13 protein-coding genes are annotated in these 19448 nt (G+C 43.5%); 1 reads left to right on the top strand and 12 read right to left on the bottom strand.

All coding sequences use genetic code 11. The features are described from left to right. Nucleotides 1-472: 472 nt before the first annotated feature. A complete protein-coding gene (nrdG, locus tag HXT37_RS05785; RefSeq protein ID WP_410310318.1) occupies nt 473-1180 on the bottom strand; it encodes an anaerobic ribonucleoside-triphosphate reductase activating protein in 708 nt (235 codons plus the stop codon). 219 nt (nt 1181-1399) lie between these two features. Further along, complete coding sequence (nrdD, locus tag HXT37_RS05790) at nt 1400-3817, bottom strand: anaerobic ribonucleoside-triphosphate reductase (protein ID WP_421779425.1); 2418 nt, start codon at nt 3815-3817, stop codon at nt 1400-1402. A 269-nt stretch (nt 3818-4086) separates the two neighbouring features. On the opposite strand from nrdD, the gene HXT37_RS05795 reads away from it, so the two are divergent. Next, nucleotides 4087-4509 (top strand): DUF3052 domain-containing protein, encoded by a 423-nt coding sequence (locus HXT37_RS05795; RefSeq protein WP_004108549.1) that lies wholly within the window; start codon nt 4087-4089, stop codon nt 4507-4509. Between the two features lie 380 nt (nt 4510-4889). Here HXT37_RS05795 and HXT37_RS05800 read toward each other — a convergent pair whose 3' ends face one another. From HXT37_RS05800 to HXT37_RS05845, 10 genes are all read right to left on the bottom strand, one after another. Then, a complete protein-coding gene (locus HXT37_RS05800) occupies nt 4890-6731 on the bottom strand; it encodes a DEAD/DEAH box helicase (protein WP_421779800.1) in 1842 nt (613 codons plus the stop codon). A 295-nt stretch (nt 6732-7026) separates the two neighbouring features. Beyond that, nucleotides 7027-8703, bottom strand: coding sequence for an energy-dependent translational throttle protein EttA (gene ettA / locus HXT37_RS05805; protein WP_004118724.1), 1677 nt, complete (start codon nt 8701-8703; stop codon nt 7027-7029). Between the two features lie 138 nt (nt 8704-8841). Further along, complete coding sequence (locus HXT37_RS05810; RefSeq protein ID WP_102703219.1) at nt 8842-9342, bottom strand: DUF3180 domain-containing protein; 501 nt, start codon at nt 9340-9342, stop codon at nt 8842-8844. Further along, nucleotides 9342-10577 (bottom strand): dihydroneopterin aldolase, encoded by a 1236-nt coding sequence (locus HXT37_RS05815; protein WP_102703220.1) that lies wholly within the window; start codon nt 10575-10577, stop codon nt 9342-9344. The genes HXT37_RS05810 and HXT37_RS05815 overlap by 1 nt, the downstream gene beginning before the upstream one ends. A 271-nt stretch (nt 10578-10848) precedes the next feature. Further along, entirely contained in the window at nt 10849-13158 is a 2310-nt protein-coding gene (gene ftsH, locus HXT37_RS05820) for an ATP-dependent zinc metalloprotease FtsH (RefSeq protein ID WP_116431567.1), read from the bottom strand. A gap of 61 nt (nt 13159-13219) precedes the next feature. Then, entirely contained in the window at nt 13220-13774 is a 555-nt protein-coding gene (gene hpt, locus HXT37_RS05825) for a hypoxanthine phosphoribosyltransferase (RefSeq protein WP_101886119.1), read from the bottom strand. Beyond that, nucleotides 13749-14867: a tRNA lysidine(34) synthetase TilS gene (gene tilS / locus HXT37_RS05830; RefSeq protein WP_285089436.1), complete on the bottom strand. Its 1119-nt coding sequence runs from the start codon at nt 14865-14867 to the stop codon at nt 13749-13751. Before tilS ends, hpt begins: the two co-directional genes overlap by 26 nt. 46 nt (nt 14868-14913) lie before the next feature. Further along, nucleotides 14914-16704: a D-alanyl-D-alanine carboxypeptidase gene (locus HXT37_RS05835; RefSeq protein WP_288231342.1), complete on the bottom strand. Its 1791-nt coding sequence runs from the start codon at nt 16702-16704 to the stop codon at nt 14914-14916. A 74-nt stretch (nt 16705-16778) separates the two neighbouring features. Next, nucleotides 16779-18431 carry a hypothetical protein gene (locus HXT37_RS05840; protein WP_174182525.1) on the bottom strand — a complete coding sequence of 551 codons (1653 nt, stop codon included), beginning with the start codon at nt 18429-18431 and terminating at the stop codon, nt 16779-16781. Nucleotides 18432-18445: 14 nt separating this feature from the next. Beyond that, a complete protein-coding gene (locus HXT37_RS05845) occupies nt 18446-19351 on the bottom strand; it encodes an ABC transporter ATP-binding protein (RefSeq protein WP_116994628.1) in 906 nt (301 codons plus the stop codon). Nucleotides 19352-19448: the final 97 nt, after the last annotated feature.

A 19448-nucleotide genomic window follows, 5' to 3' on the forward strand; every position in this document is an offset into this window, starting at 1 on the left:
CGAAGATAGTTGGCACTGTACACAGCAGAAAGGCATTTGTGTCGACTTGCAGTGAGAATTTCCATTATTAATATCAACAATTATGTGAGGAACAATATGAACAGCAAACACGTAGTTCTACTGCCAATAACGTTGCTTTGTTATATTTCGTCAGCTATTTATTTCTTTAAACAATTGAAGGAATTAAAAGACGATAACACTTGTATTAATATTGCTAGTCTCACCATTCAAGCATTCGTCCTATTAATATTAATAATCTATCTTTTATATTTATGCAAAGAAAAGACATACCAAACTATCTATCGTTTAATTACAGTATTTATGAGCATAGTTAGCATAATTCTTTTAGCAGTTTGCAATACAGATGTTACGAGATTAATTATATTTACCTTAACATGTGTATATGTATGCATTCTTATAATCGTCCGCAAACATTGTTAAATATATCGTATGAGTGGCGCATTCAATAGGATTACGAAGCGTCGCCTTCGCCTTGCGCACGGTCTTTGCCGTAAATTGACGGAATAAAACGCTCCTGATCGTGAAGCTTTTCCCAAATTACAGGAGGATTTTGCGGATTTTCCAGAGACTTTGGAACATTGATAATTCGCTGATTACTAGAACCGCGGAATTGCAAAAGCGAATCATGCAAATCCTTCATATAACGGCCGTCAACAAGAATATCAATGTATTGCAGCAACTCAAGCTTATCCAAAGTCTCCCCTGGGCGCATAAGCTCTTCCCAAGTGTATCCAGTCCAACTCCAAATATCTTTTGTATTGCCAAACTCTTTTCTAATACGCTTGCAAAGAGGCAGCAAAATGCCCGTATTAAGCAAAGGCTCGCCGCCAAGCAAAGTCAATCCTTGCACATAAGGCTGCGCCAAATCTTCCATAATTTGATCTTCAAGCTTTTGAGTATAAGGATGCCCAGCGCGAAAATCCCAAATCGACTCGTTATAGCACTCAACGCAATGGAACGGGCAACCGGAGACGTAAAGCGAGCAGCGAATTCCCTCGCCGTCTGTCATCAAAAAACGCTTGTAATCGGCAACCATGCCCTGACTCATGCGCTCACTAGACCACTGTCCTGCGCGAGGGTTATTTGAAAGAGAGGTAGGAATCCACGGTCCACGATTCACATCTGCAGGCGCAAAATCGTGCAAACTCATGCGAGCCATATCCAACCCCCTTTCAAACCAAATAAACAACTAAAAATAAACAACCAAATTTGCGAAAATAAAATAAATCCAGCCGTTAGAAAGTGCAATCACAAAACGCAATACATTTCTAACGGCCAGATTATCACCAAACAACAAACACAAGAAAAGCTATTTATTTAGCTAAATTATCTAGTCATACTTATTTTACTAAGTTTCAACATAGCTAATTAGCTAAGTTTATTTTGTTTCCTCATACCATTCGCGAGACTCACCGTTGTTAAGAGTCACATGACCAGTTTCGCCAGACATGTGCTTTACGCGGTGAGCGATTTCCTCGTGACGACCGTGAACCATTGGACGCTGAACAGGATTGCCCAAGTAGCCGCAAGTACGCTTCGTAACATTGCACTTATCTGGGTCGCTGTTTCCGCACTCAGGGCAGCGGAAGCCTTCTTTAGTCGGCTCAAAATCGCCCTGGAAACCACAAACGAAGCAATGATCGATTGGCGTATTCGTACCCAAGTAACCAATGCCAATCTTGTAAGCGTAATCCCAAACGGCTTCCAAAGCCTTAGGATTCGCCTGCAAACATGGGAACTCGCAGTAGTTAATAAAACCGCCGGAAGCAAGATACGGGAAGTCTACCTCGTAGCGAAGCTTCTCCATAGGAGTTGGCTGCAACCAAACAGGGTAATGGAAGGAATTAGTGTAGAAGTCGTGATCGGTTACGCCTTCAATGCGACCGAACTTCTGGCGATCCATGCGGTTAAAGCGGTCAGTCAAAGACTCAGCAGGAGTTGAGTAAACGGAATAATGGTAACCTTCCGCCTTTGACCACTGCTGGCAAAGCTTATTCATGCGGCGAACCAAAGAAAGCGCAAACTCCTTGCCTTCCTCATTCCAGCTGTGATCTTGCATCCAATCCTTGCCGAAGAACACGGCCGTAGTTTCGTACAAACCAATGTAGCCAAGAGAAACAGTTGCGCGCTCATTACGGAACAACTGATCCACGCTTTCGTTAGCTTCCAAACGACCAAAAGCACCGTAACGGAACAGCGTTGGAGCATTTACAGGAGTTGCCTGCTTGCAACGCATAATACGGAATCGCAAAGCTTGGTGAGCTACTTCCATACGCTCGTCGAAAAGCTTCCAGAAGCGAGTCACATCGCCGTGAGATTCAAGAGCAATACGTGGCATGTTAACAGTTACAACGCCAAGATTCATACGGCCATCTTCAACGTCCTTGCCGGTCTTTGGATCAATCCAACCCTGAAGGAACGAACGGCAACCCATAGGAGCCTTGAAGGAGCCAGTAATCTTAACAATATTCTCGTAGAACACAACGTCTGGGTACATGCGCTTTGTAGAGCACTCAAGCGCAAGCTGCTTCAAATCGTAGTTCGGGTCGCCAGCGTCCGCGTTAACACCGTGCTTAATAGTAAACACAAGCTTAGGGAAGATTGCAGTATGACGATCTTTGCCGAGACCACGAATACGGTTAAGCAAAATAGCGCGCTGAATTTCACGAGCAAACCAAGAAGTACCCAAGCCAAAGCCAACAGTTACGAACGGAGTCTGACCGTTAGAAACGCGGTTAGAATTGATTTGATATTCCATTGTTTGCATAGCGTCGTAGATCGCCTTACGCGTCATAATCTTTGCGTAAACTTCACGGAGCTGATCCAACTCGCCCAAATTCTTATCAAAAGGAGTATCAGCAGGCAGTGGATCCCTGTCCAAGCAGTGGAGATTCTTAGGCTCCTGAGCCTTCAAGCCGTCAATCATATCTTTTGCGACTTGAATTGGTGTGGAATCAGGAATCATTGCGTGTGCCATAGCAAGATTCTTGTCGTAATCGCACTTAGCGTAAGGCTCAAGCATTTCGTCAGCGCGATTAACAGTCTGACCACCGTATTGCGCGCCAGCAATATCCTTAATAATTTGCGTAACCTGAGTTGCAGCAGTACCAATAGACTTTGGACTATCCATCATTGCATTACCAAGAGCAAATCCCTTAGCAAGCATATCGCCAAAATCAGGAAGCGAGCAGTTGCTCATGCAAGTAAATGGCGAATAATCAGCGTCATGGAAGTGAATATCACCCTTCATATGAGCGTTAGAAACTGCGTGAGGAAGCATAGAGAACGCAGAAGCTTTAGAAACAGCACCTGCAAGAAGATCACGCTGAGTTGCATAAACATTAGAATCCTTATTTGCGTTTTCACGAACAAGAGACTCATCACGATTTACAAGACGGTTAACAGCCTCGTTGATATCAGTAGCCCTAGCGCGGTCTATATCTCGGTTCAGTCGGTAGCTCGTGTAGCAACGAGCAACCTCATAAAGGTGATTTTCAATAAGACTATGCTCAACCAAGGTCTGAATATCTTCAATCTTCGCCGGACCATTGTAACGATCTTGAATTTCAGCCTCAATATGATCAGAAATATTACGAATCAACTGCTCTTCTTGCGGACCGATTTCCTTGCCCAAATCCTTAAAAGCAGCCTTGATTGCCATAATGATATTCAGCGGATCAAAATCAACTACGCGACCATCGCGCTTTTCGACCTGCACGCGAGAAACTGGAACTTCAACTACATCATCCGTACAATTTTCTGCGCTTGTGACAGCAGTTTCTTCCAAAACCTGCATCGGTACAGACCTTTCTCAAACACTGTTCCTTCTAGCAAAATCTCTCGTTGCAAACATGGGAACTATTTCTAACAACTCGCTCTACTATAACCCAACTCATGCACAATATCTAGGGCAAGACGCAAAGATAACCACCTATATATAGTGATTTATGTCACAATTGCGATTTTTGCGGCGTGTCCTGGTGTGTCGTAATTGATAAACGATAAATTACTGAATACACGCCGTTAAATGTGCGCACTTCGTGACGCTTTGATATATTAAATCACGTGGAACAGATAGCTTTTCAGCATGCACAGGAATTCGGATTCCAACCAGGAGACGTTGTCCAACAATGGCTCTGGGATGACGATGTTGACGAAACAATTTGCGAAAGCATCGAGAAACTTACCGGCGAAGAGTTGGTAGATGAGGATTACGACGCTGCTGTTGATGGTGTGATTATTTGGTGGCGCGACGGCGACGACGAAGATGAGCTCGCAGACACTATTATGGATGCCACAAATATGCTTGACAATGACGCTCCTATGTGGGTTCTTACTCCAAAACCAGGTCGCGAAGGTTCCCCAAGTTCTAGTACCGTTCAATCTGCAGCAAAAACAGCTGGCATGAACGCAGCCACTCCGTTAACCGTAAGCACTGACTGGAACGGCGTTCAACTGCGCGCATTTGGTAAAGGTCAATCTAAATAAGTATTTGCTAATTGGCTTAACTAGTTTAACCGACTGTTGACTTGCTTAACAGGCTGATTAACTGATTACTAAGTTGCTTATTGCTTGCCAACTTGCTACTTACTTTTGTAGTATTGCTGCTGTTTTATACATAACACCAAACCAGTTGATGTTATGTATAAAACATAGGGCAATTCTGTCGAAAACACATAATCATTCGGCGAAATAGACAAAAATACAAGAATAACGTAAATAAAAAGCGCGAGGAGAAAAATATCACAGCCTTGCACCACAACAGACAAGAAAACTAAAGCGAAAACAAAAGCCGGAAAATCACTGGCGAATGTTATCAAAAGTAGTGAAAACGAAAACAAATGCTGTAAAACACACAGCATTTGTTTCTAAAACTCACGACCGAAGCGATGAACACGACTACCACGTTCGCCACGTTTACCGTGCCAACGACGTTCGCTGCGTTCACCACGTTCGCTGCGTTCACCGCGTTGCCCACGTACGCGCCCGCGTCCACCGCGTCCACGACCGCGACCTTTACGCTTCTGCTGCTCCGGCTCCGGCATACTCCAGCCTTCTTGAAGCTCGGCAGCTTCACCAACAATCTCATCTAGAACTGATGAAGAAGGACTCACATCCTCAGCTTTCGCATGAATTCCAGCCTTACGAAGCATCATATGAGCAGCGCGCTTCTGATTAGGAAGCACAAGAGTTACGACATCGCCTTCTTCACCAGCTCGAGCAGTGCGACCCGAACGATGCAAGAAAGACTTAGGATCCTCAGGAGGCTCAGTTTGCACAACTAATGCAACGTCGCTAATATCAATACCTCGCGCAGCAACGTCCGTAGCAACCAGCACGCGCACCAAGCCTTCAGCGAACACAGCCAAATGACGATCTCGCTGATTCTGCGACAAATTACCTTGCAAATCAACTGCAGGAATACCTTGCTGCACAAATTTTTTCGCCATATTCTTCGCTTGATATTTCGTGCGCGTAAAGAATATAGAACGTTTCTTTCCAGAAGCAAGCTTTCGCAAAACTTCGTATTTATCCCCTGCAGACACAGCAAAAATATGATGCGTCATAGTGTCAACTTGGCAATCAGCATCATCCACAGCATGAACAACAGCATTTGGAAGGAAACGCTCAACCAATGTAGAAACTTGCTTATCAAGCGTTGCAGAAAACAGCATGCGTTGACCATCTGGCGCAACTTGTTCAAGAAGTCTAGTAACAGCAGGAAGGAATCCCATATCCGCCATTTCATCTGCTTCATCAAGCACACTAACCATCACTTTTTCAAGCGTAAGTGCTCCCTGACGCAGCAAATCTTCCAAACGACCAGGGCAAGCAAGCACAATCTGCGCACCCTGCTTAAGTTGCGATACCTGACGCTGGTATCTCACACCTCCATACACTGTCACAGTACGCATGCCATAAGCTGCAGCAAGCGGCGCTATTACGTCATCAATTTGATGCACAAGCTCGCGAGTTGGAGCAAGAATTATTGCTCTAGGAGCAGGAATTTCACTAGACTCGCGTGACTTACGGTTTTTATCAGAATGAATTAAATCAACAAAATTCTCAGCTAAACGCGCAACAAGTGGAATAGAAAATGCTAATGTTTTACCACTTCCTGTGCGACCTCGCCCTAGAATATTCGCACCTTGTAATGAATCAGGAAGCGTTGCTTGCTGAATTGGGAATGCAGTAGTTTTCCCATCAGCACGCAACACTTCTACCAAGGGCTCTGGGACTCCAAGTTGCGCAAAAGTGACATCGTCACGGTAATTTTCACAAGATTCAATAGCAGAGTCTGGAATAATTGTTGCGTTATGAGAATCTTGATTTTGCTTTTTTGAAGTAGGACGCAAAGATATTGCAGAATTTTGTTTTGTATTATGAGATTTTGCAATATCATTTTTAACAACATTATTTTTAGCAATATTATGCTTAACAACATTATTTTTAGCAAAATCTTGTTCAGCATCCGCAATAGCTACTTCTTCATAACGCAAAGCTTTTTCGCGCGCTTTTTGACGAGCTTTTTCTGCTTTGCGATTGCGCTCCCTGCGCGAATTGAACTCATGATTAGAACCGTAATTTTTATGACTACCCTGATATTCAAAAGGATTGCGTTTTTCAGCTGATTTCCTAGTATTTTTGACGTTCTTGGTATTCTTCGCGCCTCGCTTTTGGGCGAACGCAGCATGATGAGTATGCGGCACAATAGCCTTTCGTAAAATATGTGTATTCAAAACTTAAATTTCAAAACGTGAACTAATCGAGCCTAGCATACGCCTGGCACAATCACGGCAAATGTTGTCAAAAAGCGCCAAGATGCTCGCACTATAAGCACTCGCTTCTGAGCTTGCATGGAAAAAGTCCACTGGACTTTCCACGCAAGCTCACGCTCCGAGTTACTTTCGCACACTACGCTCCAAGCGCGAAAGCAGGTCGTCGCGCAAACGCCGGAAAAATCACCAGCAAATGTTTCCACCAAGAAATGAAAACAAAACTCAACTAGCGAGTGAGCTTACGGTGCAAGCGATGCGGACGAGCAGCTTCCTCACCCAAGCGCGCAATCTTATTTTCTTCGTAAGCTTGGAAGTTACCTTCGAACCAGTACCACTTTGCAGGATTCTCGTCGTCGCCTTCCCAAGCAAGAATATGCGTTGCAACTCGGTCGAGGAACCAGCGATCGTGCGAAACCACAACAGCGCAGCCTGGGAAATCAAGTAAAGCGTTTTCCAAGCTTTCCAAAGTCTCAACATCCAAATCGTTAGTAGGCTCATCGAGAAGAAGCAAGTTTCCACCCTGCTTAAGAGTCAAAGCCAAGTTCAAACGGTTACGCTCACCGCCGGAAAGCACACCAGTAAGCTTCTGCTGATCCGAACCTTTAAATCCAAAGCTTGCAACATATGCGCGAGTAGGAATCTCAACGCCTGCAACCTCAATAAAATCAAGTCCGCCGGAAACAGCTTCCCACAAGTTCTTATTAGGATCCAATCCTGCACGATTCTGATCCACGTAAGAAATCTTCACAGTATCGCCAACAATAAGCTCTCCGCCAGAAAGAGGCTCCAAGCCCACAATCGTCTTGAACAGCGTAGACTTACCAACGCCGTTTGGACCAATCACGCCAACAATACCGTTACGAGGCAGCGTAAACGACAAGTCGTCGATAAGTACACGGTCGCCAAAAGCCTTGTGAATATGCTTTGCTTCCAAAACTTGCGAGCCCAAACGTGGACCTGCTGGAATTTGAATTTCAGAGAAGTCAAGCTTCTTGGAATTACGTGCCTCTTGCTCCATTTGGTCGTAGCGTTCCAAACGAGCCTTGTTCTTAGCTTGGCGAGCTTTCGGCGAGCTACGCACCCAATCAAGCTCATTCTTCAAACGCTTAGCAAGCTTGGCATCCTTGGCACCCTGGATTTCCATACGCTTTGCTTTAGTTTCCAAATACGTTGAGTAATTTCCCTTATATGGATAAAGCTGACCACGGTCAACTTCGCAAATCCACTCCGCTACGTTATCCATAAAGTAGCGGTCGTGCGTAACAGCAATAACAGCACCCTCGTACTTGTGCAAGAACTGTTCAAGCCACAAAATAGATTCCGCATCCAAATGGTTAGTAGGCTCATCCAAAAGCAGCAAATCTGGAGCTTCAAGAAGAAGCTTACACAATGCAACTCGACGCCTTTCACCACCAGAGCACACAGAAACAGGCGAATCCGGATCTGGGCATTGCAAAGCATCCATAGCCTGCTCAAGCTGCGAATCCAAATCCCAACCGTTTGCAGCGTCAATTTCAGTCTGAAGCTTACCCATTTCTTCCATTAACGCATCAAAATCAGCGTCTGGATTAGCCATTTCTTCGCCGATTTGGTTAAAACGCGCCACTTTTTGCGCAATCTCACCAAAAGCCATCTTAATGTTTTCGCCAACCGTCTTAGTGTCATCAAGAGGTGGTTCCTGCTGCAAAATACCTACCGTATAGCCAGGAGTCAAAGAAGCTTCACCATTGGTCACATTTTCCAAACCGGCCATAATTTTCAGCAGCGTCGACTTACCCATGCCGTTCGGACCCACAACACCAATTTTTGCGCCCGGAAGGAAGCTTAAAGTAACATCGTCGAGAATTACACGATCTCCGTACGATTTACGCGCCTTAATCATCTGATAGATAAATTCAGCCAAAGTAATATACCATCCTTACAAACGTTGAAATTCCAGCGTTTGTTGCAACTTGCGTAAAAAGCGTTTAGTACTTTTACCTACTTAATTCAAGCAAGATGCAACTTACATAAAACTACGCAAACTAATAGCTAGCAAATACTAGCACGTTGCTGGCGTACGATTTGACTTATTGACAGACTCAGAATCATCTTCAGGCGGAATCTGGCAGAGCCACTCGCCCAAAATCCCAACGACCATATCAATAAAGCACACCAAGCCAGCAATAGAGCATTCACGCACAACAGAGTTATACAGAATTATTTCACTGTGTGGCAGACTCATTAACAACTGCCCAACGTACCAGCCAGACAAAATAGCACCTGCCATTCCCAATGCCTTAGACAGCATAAGAGCTGCAACAGCAAATTGAGAACTTACAGGCTTCTTATTTTTATCTTTGTTAGCAACACTTTGATGAGTTTGCAACGCCATAACAAAAGTTATTAAGCCAGCAATCACCATAATTGCAACAACAACCCACGGAGCTCCTGCTAACGACATAGCACTAGACTCTGTTGACGACACTAGAAATGCGCCCAGCACAAAGCCAAACAGTAACCCTAGTACCAGATACCACCAAGGTGTGCGATACGCTTTCATTAACAACCATCCCCTATAAGCCATTGCTCTGAGTATACCCCAACAGTTTGAGCATCAAAAGCAAACGCTAATGAGTACGAAACTGAGTTGTCATCCAAAGCAGCATCCGACTCTATCTGCAGCCACGGCATAAGTTCAGGCGACTTAGGGTCAACCATCACCATTTCCGCTAGTTGTTGCGGCAATTTTTCTGCATCAACAGTTCTTGTATCAGCAGCAGAAGCACCATATGAACGCGTACCCAACACTCGCACAGTCACCTTATCTTTATACAAAGTAGCAACAGCGCGAAGCAAGCGAAGCAGTTCATACTCGTCACCGCCCGAAGACAGAATAAATACAGCCGCGTAATAATCACCTTCAAGCATATTGGCAACATATAGTGCCGATACGCCATCTACGCGAGATTCTCTATCCTGCTCAAGCATTGCAACTATTCTCAGCATAGCAGAACGCGTGTCTTGTTTCGCGACACCCTTCATAGAAATTACTGCAGTTGTCTGTAACGGAGTAGGACATATACGGAACAAAGGAGACTTAGTTTCTCTTTTAACAAGCTCACTGCCATAATTGACACTTTTAGATTCATCGACACAAGAGCACTCTGAATCTCCATTATTTTCATAATCATCCGCGAAAGAATTTGCGATATCAACGGCAGCTTTAGCAGCTGCAGCAGCGTCCTCGTCTTCTTTGCGCTGCTTTTCTTTTCTATCTTCCTCAATAAGAGAACGATAGTAATCTGCTATTTCGCCTTCCTCAAGATCGTCAACTGATACGCTTCCACTACGAACAGCAACATGCGCAAGAGAATCAGGAATTACACGCCGTTCCGAATAATTTAACTCTTCTCTAGAAACACTATTCAAAGTAACACAAATATCGTCAACAGTGCTTTTCATGCCGTAATATTCGCTTCTTAAAGCAGCATGAACAGTAATATCAGCCTCACTAATTTGCCAAGTGTGCATAGCAGAATTTAAAACAGATTTAGCAATAAGTTCTAAAGCTATAGCAGGATGCTCCTCAATTTCGCTATCTTTTTCGCAACGTTTAAGCATAAAAGCAAGACGCTCAGCAATTTGAGGAATATCTATTGCGTTAGTCTCATCTCCGTCTAATGCATTACTCAAATTAACTTTTAAAACAGCATCTATGTAAATAGAAGAATATAATCCAATGACTATTGAGTCACCGCTTGGGCGAATACCCTTCAAACTTATGGTTGTATTCATAATTTCATCTTCTACTCTCTAATAAAAACAATTTAAAATTCCAATTATTCGTTTATTTATCTTTTACTCTTACCTATAATACGCAAAATTAATATTTCGATACATTGTACTCGATATAAATCAACATGCGTAATTTTTTGCATATAACACTAATTTTTATTATTAAATTCTTAGAAAAATAAAAATAAACGCTGACAGCAATAAATTATATTGTTATCAGCGTTTATTAATGATTGTATTTTATCTGCTTCTTAGCACTGTATTTACACTATTAAGCACCAAATTGAGTGCCGTCATTTTGATTAGTAGACGGATTAACTGGTGGTTTAACAGTTCCAATAACAGTTCGAGGAGCAGGTGCAGTAGTCTGAATAGACGTATCAACAGGCATCTGATCAGACTGCTGGTTTTGTGAAGTTGCGTTATTGGAAGATTCAGAAAGTTCAGAAGCTTCACTCTGCTCATTCTTACCTTCAACGTTGCGCTTTAAACTTTCTGGAATTTCAACAGGAGGAAGATCAGAATCTGGTCTTCTATCGTCCGAAAGCCAAAGAGTACGCTCAGGAGCCTTACGAATCTTACTGAAGATTTCCTTAAGTTCCTTCTCGTTAAGAGTTTCCTTAGCGAGCAACTGACGAACCAGCTCATCTAATACGTCACGATTATTGTTAATAATCTCCCACGCTTCAGTATGAGCAGTTTCGATAAGCTTATGAACTTCTTCATCGATTACTTCAGCAGTACGATTCGAGAACTTACGAGGTTGCAAAGAATCGAGTGAACCGGAAGAATCTTCGTCAGTATCCATCCACTTAACAGCTCCAAGCTTCGCTGAGAAACCATATTCAACAACCATCTTACGAGCAATAGCAGTAGCTTTCTCAATGTCGTTAGAAGCACCAGTTGTTGGATCATGGAACACAACTTCCTCTGCTGTGCGTCCGCCCATAGCATATGCCATTTGATCCAATAATTCGTTGCGAGACTGCGAGTAACGGTCGCTTGTTGGCATCACAGCAGTGTAGCCAAGTGCGTGACCTCGCGGCAAAATCGTTACTTTAGTAACAGGATCCGTGTGGTGCAACGCAGCAGCAACAAGCGCATGACCACCCTCATGGTAAGCAGTGTTACGCAATTCATCCAAAGCCATACCCTTAGACTTACGTCGAGGTCCTGCTTGAACACGATCAATTGCCTCATCAATAGCGCGATTATCGATATATTGAGCACCAGATCGAGCGCAAAGCAACGCAGCTTCGTTAAGCACGTTAGCTAAGTCTGCACCAGTAAAACCAGGAGTGCGCACAGCAACCATATGAAGATCAACATCCGGCACAAAAGGCTTACCCTTAGCGTGAACCTTCAAAATTGCCTCGCGACCTTCCAAATCAGGAGCCTCAACAGCCACCTGACGGTCAAAACGACCAGGACGAAGAAGTGCGGAATCAAGCACATCTGGACGGTTTGTTGCGGCAATAATAATCAAATTAGTGTCGTTGTCGAAGCCGTCCATCTCAACAAGCAGCTGATTAAGTGTCTGCTCGCGCTCATCATGACCGCCAGTCATGCCACTTCCGCGGCGACGACCAACAGCATCAATCTCATCGATAAAGATGATTGCAGGAGCATTCTTCTTAGCTTCGTCAAAAAGTTCACGAACGCGAGACGCGCCCAAGCCTACGAACATTTCCACGAAGTCAGAGCCAGCCATTGCATAGAACGGCACACCAGCTTCACCTGCAATAGCACGAGCCAACAAAGTCTTACCAGTTCCTGGAGGACCATAAAGCAGCACACCGCGCGGAATGCGAGCGCCCAAAGCCTTGTAGCGCGAAGGATCCTTCAAGAAGTCTTTAATCTCTTCAACTTCTTCAACAGCAGCTTGTTCGCCAGCAACGTCAGCAAACTTAGTTTTAGGAGTCTGACCTTCAAGCAACTTGCCACGGCCACGTCCGCCACCCATGCCAAGCATACTTCCACCGGCACCGCCTATTCTGCTAAACATGAACCAAATCATGCCAAGGAAGAACAATATTGGAGCAAGCGAAGTAATCAAATACGAAATAATGCTAGATGACTGTAAGCTAGCAGTCCAGCCGTTAGAAGGCTTCGCCTTTTCGACTTCTTGTACAATTGACCTACCTTGTGCATACGCGTAGTAGAATTGCACATCCTTGCCAAAGTCACGCTTTTGCTTACTTCGTTTATCGAACTTCTTAAATGGACTATCAAGCGTAAGCTTAACTAACTGTTTATTGTCAATAATTTCCACATAACTTGCTTTATGAGATCGCACTAACTCAATACCATCCTGAGTATCGATAGTTTGCGATCCGTTATGAACAAACATTTGGAATCCGACAACTGAAAGCAACACAAGAAGCACAATCCACGTCCATGGCGACTGCCAGAAGGAACGACGATTGTTATGGTTGTTCTCGTTATTTTTATTATTCTTGCCCTGTTGACCGTTGTTTCGCTGATTCCTAGGGTTACGTGGATTTAAAAACGGATTATTCCCGTTATTTCCACGCCCAGGACCGCCCATTGGGCCTTGCGGTGTCATAGGAGAAGCGCCCATGTAATAAGGCTCCTTTCAAACTCCTCAATTTATATAAAAATTCTGAATAGAATCTATAAAATCAAGCACCATACACTGATGGCTTTAATACCGCAATACTATTGAGATTGCGGTAGCGTTCGTCGTAGTCCATTCCGAAACCAACGACAAATGCATCAGGAATTTCAAAGCCCGAGTAGTCGATTTGTACGTCTACTTCGCGACGTGCAGGCTTACTGAGCAATGCAAAAACTTTTACACTTGCAGCACCACGACCTTTTAGCTCATCTACAAGCCAAGCTAGCGTGCGACCGGAATCAACAATGTCTTCTACAATAAGCACATCTCGACCACGTACATCAGTACTTAAATCTTCGCGAACAGTGATTTGTCCGCTAGTTTGAGTGCCACTGCCGTAACTAGACAAGCTCATAAAGTCCATTGATGCGTTAATGCTTAATTCTTGCGAAAATACAGCAAGAGTATTTACAGCACCTTTGAGAACTGCAACAAGCAAAACATTACGGTTTTTGTAATCTTCACTTACTTGTTTAGCAACTTCACGAATACGCTTCATAAGGTCTTCGTGGCTAATTAATTCATAGTCGATGTCATCTCGTATATCTGCAATTTGCATGTTCACTATCTTTGCATAAGCGAATGACGATATTGCGCGAGAGCCGAGTCGCTTCGTAATAATTTGGCAGCGAAAAAGGCTTCTGACCATGCCATTTTGTACATAGTTCGTCCACTGCCGATATGTGACTTGACGAGAAACGCAGACCAAGCTCACTTAACGCACGCACTATAATTCGTCTACGAATTGATGGATGATATTGCGCTAACTTCTCAGCTTTTAACCTAACAGTTTTCGCATTTTTATCAAATTCCATCACTTGTGAACTAGCTTCGTCAACTTGAGAATTAATATAGTCAAGATCGTCTCTAGCTATTTCAGCTCCACGAGAAAGCAAAGTAACCATATTTGCATTAAAAAATCGCGAAATATAAGGCATTAACGTGTGTCTAACTCGAGATCTCAATGGATAATTTTCTGAAAGTTCCTCATTTTGCGAAATATCGTCACCATTTGTAGGATCATCCCACCATGAAATGCCTAAATCCTCGCAAATACCAGTAGTATCTTCTCTACTAAGCTTAATAAGAGGCCTCGCAAAAAGCACGTTTTGACGCAATGTCACTGCTTTCATGCCAGCAACTGCTTCTAAACCTGCAGAATCTTTTAGCCCCATCATTACAGTTTCTGCTTGATCATTTGCAGTATGAGCTAGAAGCACGGCTGCAGCTCGCTGCTTTTTAGCGACCTCAATAATTGCTTGATACCTAGCATTTCTAGCAGCAGATTCTTCGCCTTCTCCCGAATCTTCAACGTTCACAGATTGAATATACACGTACTTTTCATCTATTCCAGATTGCAAACAATGTTTAGCAGCAGTATTGGCAATTTCAGTTGAGTGTGGCTGCAAATGGTGATCTACTATTACGACACCGCAACGAATACCCCTACTTGCGCACACAATCACGCTCAATGCTGTAAGTGCAAGAGAATCTCTACCTCCAGAGCACGCAATAAGAACCAGAGGAGCATCAACATCTGTCGCGTGATTGCCATGTTCGGAAAAACGCGCGTCTTGTGCACATAATGAAAGTTCGTCAAAACAATGCTTGATTGCGCCAATTCCTGCACGTATGCGAGAAGAATACACCATAGCTTCTAGTGTAGCGCGCCAATAACGCTAAATTGCAACTCATAAATCATAGTTTTGGCAATTCTGCCATAAACTTATTAATCGCTACGAACGCTCCCCAAATATCAGCTGGCTGGTTCGCAACAACAGCGAAAGTTAGCACTCCACCACTTTTCCTAGATACATTACCAACCATAGAAGTAACTTCACTTAAAGAACCAGTCTTTACGCGAAGCATGCCGGCAGAAGATTCATCCGCTAAACGCTTTCTTGCTGTTCCAACTAAACCAGGAAGAGACAATCCTTCAGCAGCTGCAGCACCTCCAGAATCGGCTTTAATATTAAGCACTTGTACTTGAGCTAGCGTTGTTGCGCGCAACCTTGATTTTGGAGACAAGCCTGAGCAATCAGACATGTGCAAACCACGTATATCGATATTGAGCTTGCGCAATCCCTCTTTTACTGCCTGAACTGCACCCTCCGGAGAGTTGGATTTGTGAGTTGCAAGCGCAGTCAAACGACCAAACTCTTCCGCCAATGTGTTGTCTGAAATACGAAGCGTATATGCCATTATTTCGTTTAATGGTGCAGAAGAAACTTGTGCAATTAAACGCGAATTAGATGATATTAACGATTGAGTTTCGCTTACTGGTATGACAAGATTTTCAGACTGTGCAGATTTATCTTCATTTTCAGAATCTTTATTGTTTTCAGAAGAATCATCTGCAGACGAGCCTGAACCGGAATTTTTTTCATCAGAAGCGGTTTTATTAGAATAATTACTTATAACTATTCCTTGTTTGCTTAATAATTTAGCAAAAACATGACCGACACTTAAAGCAGGATGAGGATCAGAAAGCGGAAAATCTGTCATAGCGTCAGCGTCAACACCTTGCACTGAAAGGTCACGCTGACGAGCATCATCTATAGCCAAAGATGACGTTTGAGCATAAAAGCGGCGTTCAACATCTGTTTCATAAATCAAATCAGGAGCACGTTTTGCGCCAAACAATGAGTCATCAACAGCTAAAGAAACTGTGTGAATATTTTCAAGCTTCAACGCGTTGGCTGTTCTTCTCGCTAATGTCGTTAAACCTGCTCTGCCATTGACATGGTGCCAATCGTTTTCTCCAACGCCAAGAAGCATGTCACCATTGCCGCGAAGCACAAGCTTTCTAGCATTCGTACTAGAAGCTCGTTCTGGTTCACCGCCTGTTTTAGGCAACAAAAATACTTGAGTATCAAGAGTTGAACCCATGTCAAGAGTGCGAGAAGCTACGCTAGCAGTTAAAGTTTTAAGCGTTGACGCTGGCTCTCTTAAAGCATTTGGCTCATGCGAAGCAACTACTCGCCCATTAGCATCCATAATTACTGCTGAAGTGCTGCTACTCATAGAAGCATCGGAAACCAACTCGTTAATAAGTTTTTGAGCTTGCGAATGATTTATTTCTTTACCATAAGTCACGCCTTTAGCTAGTGATTTAACTCGCAAAAGTGATTTAGGAGAAGAAACAGTTACAGCATAATGTTGTTTTCGCAACGTCAAAGGACCAGGAAGAATATCGTATACGTCAAGCAAAAAATAAGTAAAAATAATTGCTGCACTAACTATAACTGCTATAAATGCAATAAGCAATCGCCAACGAGAAGGATATTGGCTTCTTAAAACCATAGCAGCGTATTTACTTTTCTTCTGTGCGCTACTTGGTTTAATCTCACTGCTTGATTTAGATTCACTACTTAGTTTTTGTTCACTGCTTGGTTTAGGCTCGATACTTTTGTTGGGTTCGCCGCTTTGCGCTGGCGTGCTCGCATTAGGAATATTTAAGGCATCGTTTAAGCCTTTATTACTTTCCATGCGAGCACACCTTTAAATCGATTGCAAATACCGCGCTTAACTATACATTGCGCTTGCAACAAAGCGTGCGTAAGTTACGCAGTAATAGACGCGAATCTGCGCAAGTTTTCTACAATGCGAATCATGCGCTTATCCATTACTTTGCCACCAAGAATCACGCCAACAACCAGCACAATCAAGCCGTTTACTATGAACAGAATGCTTGCAATCCACAAAAGATTCGGGTTAAGAATCATAAACGCAATCGCAGCCGCAAACGAAGGAATCATGCAAACTACAGAAAGAAGCATAAAGCCTATAGCTGCAAAACTTCGCCCGCCAGCACTTCCTTGCGGCCTAGAAAATGGCTTTTCGATTGATGCCACAGGGTACATTGCAATGCACGAAGAAATTAAGCCAATGCCTATGGAAGCAAAAGCTATTCCAATTGGCGAAAGAATCTGGAACATAACTGCATTCACATTTTGCTTAACATTTGCTACAAAGAAAAGGAAAACGTAAACCCCTACTCCAATAATCGCAAAATAAACAGCGCAAATCACTGACCAAACTATTGCGTTCGCTAAGCGATCGTGCAAACCTTTTACTCCAATAATCACATGCATAGTAAAAGCTGTGCCATCGTAAGCAATATTGTTTCCAACAACCATGCCCATAAGCAAAGCAGCATACATCATCCATCCAGAAACACCTAAGTTATCTGTTAGAGAATCAAATCCTTTAGCCTTAAAACTACTTCCTCCTGCAACTACCAGCATAAAAAGCGGCGCAATAAGCAAAAATAGCTGACGCATATCTCTTCTCATAACGCTAATAATTCGCGCAATAATCGCACCAACTGTGTTGTCTGGAACTGCTGCAAACAAGCCGATTCCCTTAGTTTTAACAACTGTTTTTTGCTCACCACGAAGCAACTTCGGCTCTAATTTTGCGCAAAATACAGAGATTGCAAAGCAAGCAGCAATCGTTACAACGCAAATAAGGAAGCGAATAGCAAGAGCAAGCCAATTGCCATTAATAGCATCGAGCGGCAAAGCCATAGCTGCACTTAATGGTGTAAAAGCGGACGCAGCACAGAAACTTGTGCCTAGCGCAATTCCATTTGGCGAAGGGCTATGCGTATTCATTGATGAAACAAAAATCATGTACGCTATAAAAATGGCAAAGTAAAAAATGTTTCTTGAACGCTTGTTTATTAAAATAGTATCCAAAAGCTCAATAAGCATTTTGCTTAAAGACACGATTGTTGCAACGTAAAGCGGAGCTGCAATTACGCTGACTAAAACCGGCACAATTCCAAAGCTTCTGTACGCTAAAGACCACAAAGCAAGCGCGATTGTGCAGCTTACTGAAAGCGCTCCAAAAAGAGAGCCAAGAAGCATGCCAGCTTGCTGCTTTACGTAAGGAATGCCGTAAAGCGCAAAACTACGCGATTTTAGTGTTGTGTCGCTGCCAAACATAAACACGTTTATAAACAGCGTAAAAATTGACGCAATCGACGCAACCATTATTGGAGCCAATTGGAATTCCTGCCAATTTTTAGTATCTGCAAGCATTCCTGGATTAATGTACTTGCCAGTTTCCCAGCCAGCAAAACCAAGAGCGCATATAAGCGCAAGTCCAAAAACAATTGCTATAGCAAAGCCAATTTTTTGCCAAATTGACTTTCGCATAACAGAAAAAGTAAGCGCCCAGCGAAGGCGAACCATGGTAAAAATCATAGACATTACGGTTTTTCCTTTTAAGCGTTGAGATTGGTGGAAGATGCAGGAGCGTTATCAGATTTGCCGCCGTTAAGCCAGTCGATGCGCGCAGCTGCGTGACGTCCGCCAACAAGCTCCATAAAGCGATCTTCAAGATCTTTGCCCTGAGCCACCTCTTCAAGAGTGCCAGCAGCCGCAACATGACCTTCGTTAATAATCGCCACGTGCGAGCACATTTTTTCAACCAATTCCATAACGTGCGAAGAAATAATCACCGTGCCGCCAGTAGAAACATACTCGGCAAGAATATCCTTCAAATTTGCGCTAGAAACAGGATCCACTGCCTCAAAAGGCTCGTCCAACACAAGTACGCGAGGGCTGTGAATCATAGCTGTTGCAAGGCAAATCTTCTTAGTCATACCAGTTGAATAGTCCGAAACCATAGTGTTTGCAGCTTCTGTTAAGTCGAATGCAGAAAGCAAATCGTTCGCGCGACGAACAGCCTCAGCGCGGCTCATCTCGCGAAGCATGCCAGCGTAAGTTAAAAGCTGAAGGCCAGTAATCGTCTTAAAAATCTCGTCGGCCTGAGGCATTAAACCGATTGCGCGCTTAGCGCGATTTACGTCACTCCAAACATCGTTGCCAAAAATCGAAGCCGAGCCAGCATCTGGCATAAGCAAGCCCGTAAGCATTTTAATCGTAGTAGTTTTGCCAGCACCATTCGGGCCGACTAATCCATAGAAAGAGCCTGCTGGAATGCTCAACGAAAGATTATCTACAGCAACTTTCTTGCCAAAAGTCTTAACAAATCCGCTAATAGAAACCGCTGGAACATCTTCGTTAGTAGCGTCGTAAGTGTTTGCGCCAAAAACTGGAACGCTGCTAGCAAAAGTATTTCCGGACGGATACTCGGACGGATATTCAGACGGAATAGAATCTACCATAGAAACCTCGCAGTATACAGATAAACGCACGCATTGCGCCACATTATTGCGCAACCAAGCGTTTACATAGAGGTTTCTATTGTCTCATACTCACAAT

Origin of the sequence: Gardnerella sp. DNF01151, from assembly GCF_049244235.1 — a bacterium.
GTDB classification, from domain to species: Bacteria; Actinomycetota; Actinomycetes; order Actinomycetales; family Bifidobacteriaceae; genus Bifidobacterium; species Bifidobacterium swidsinskii.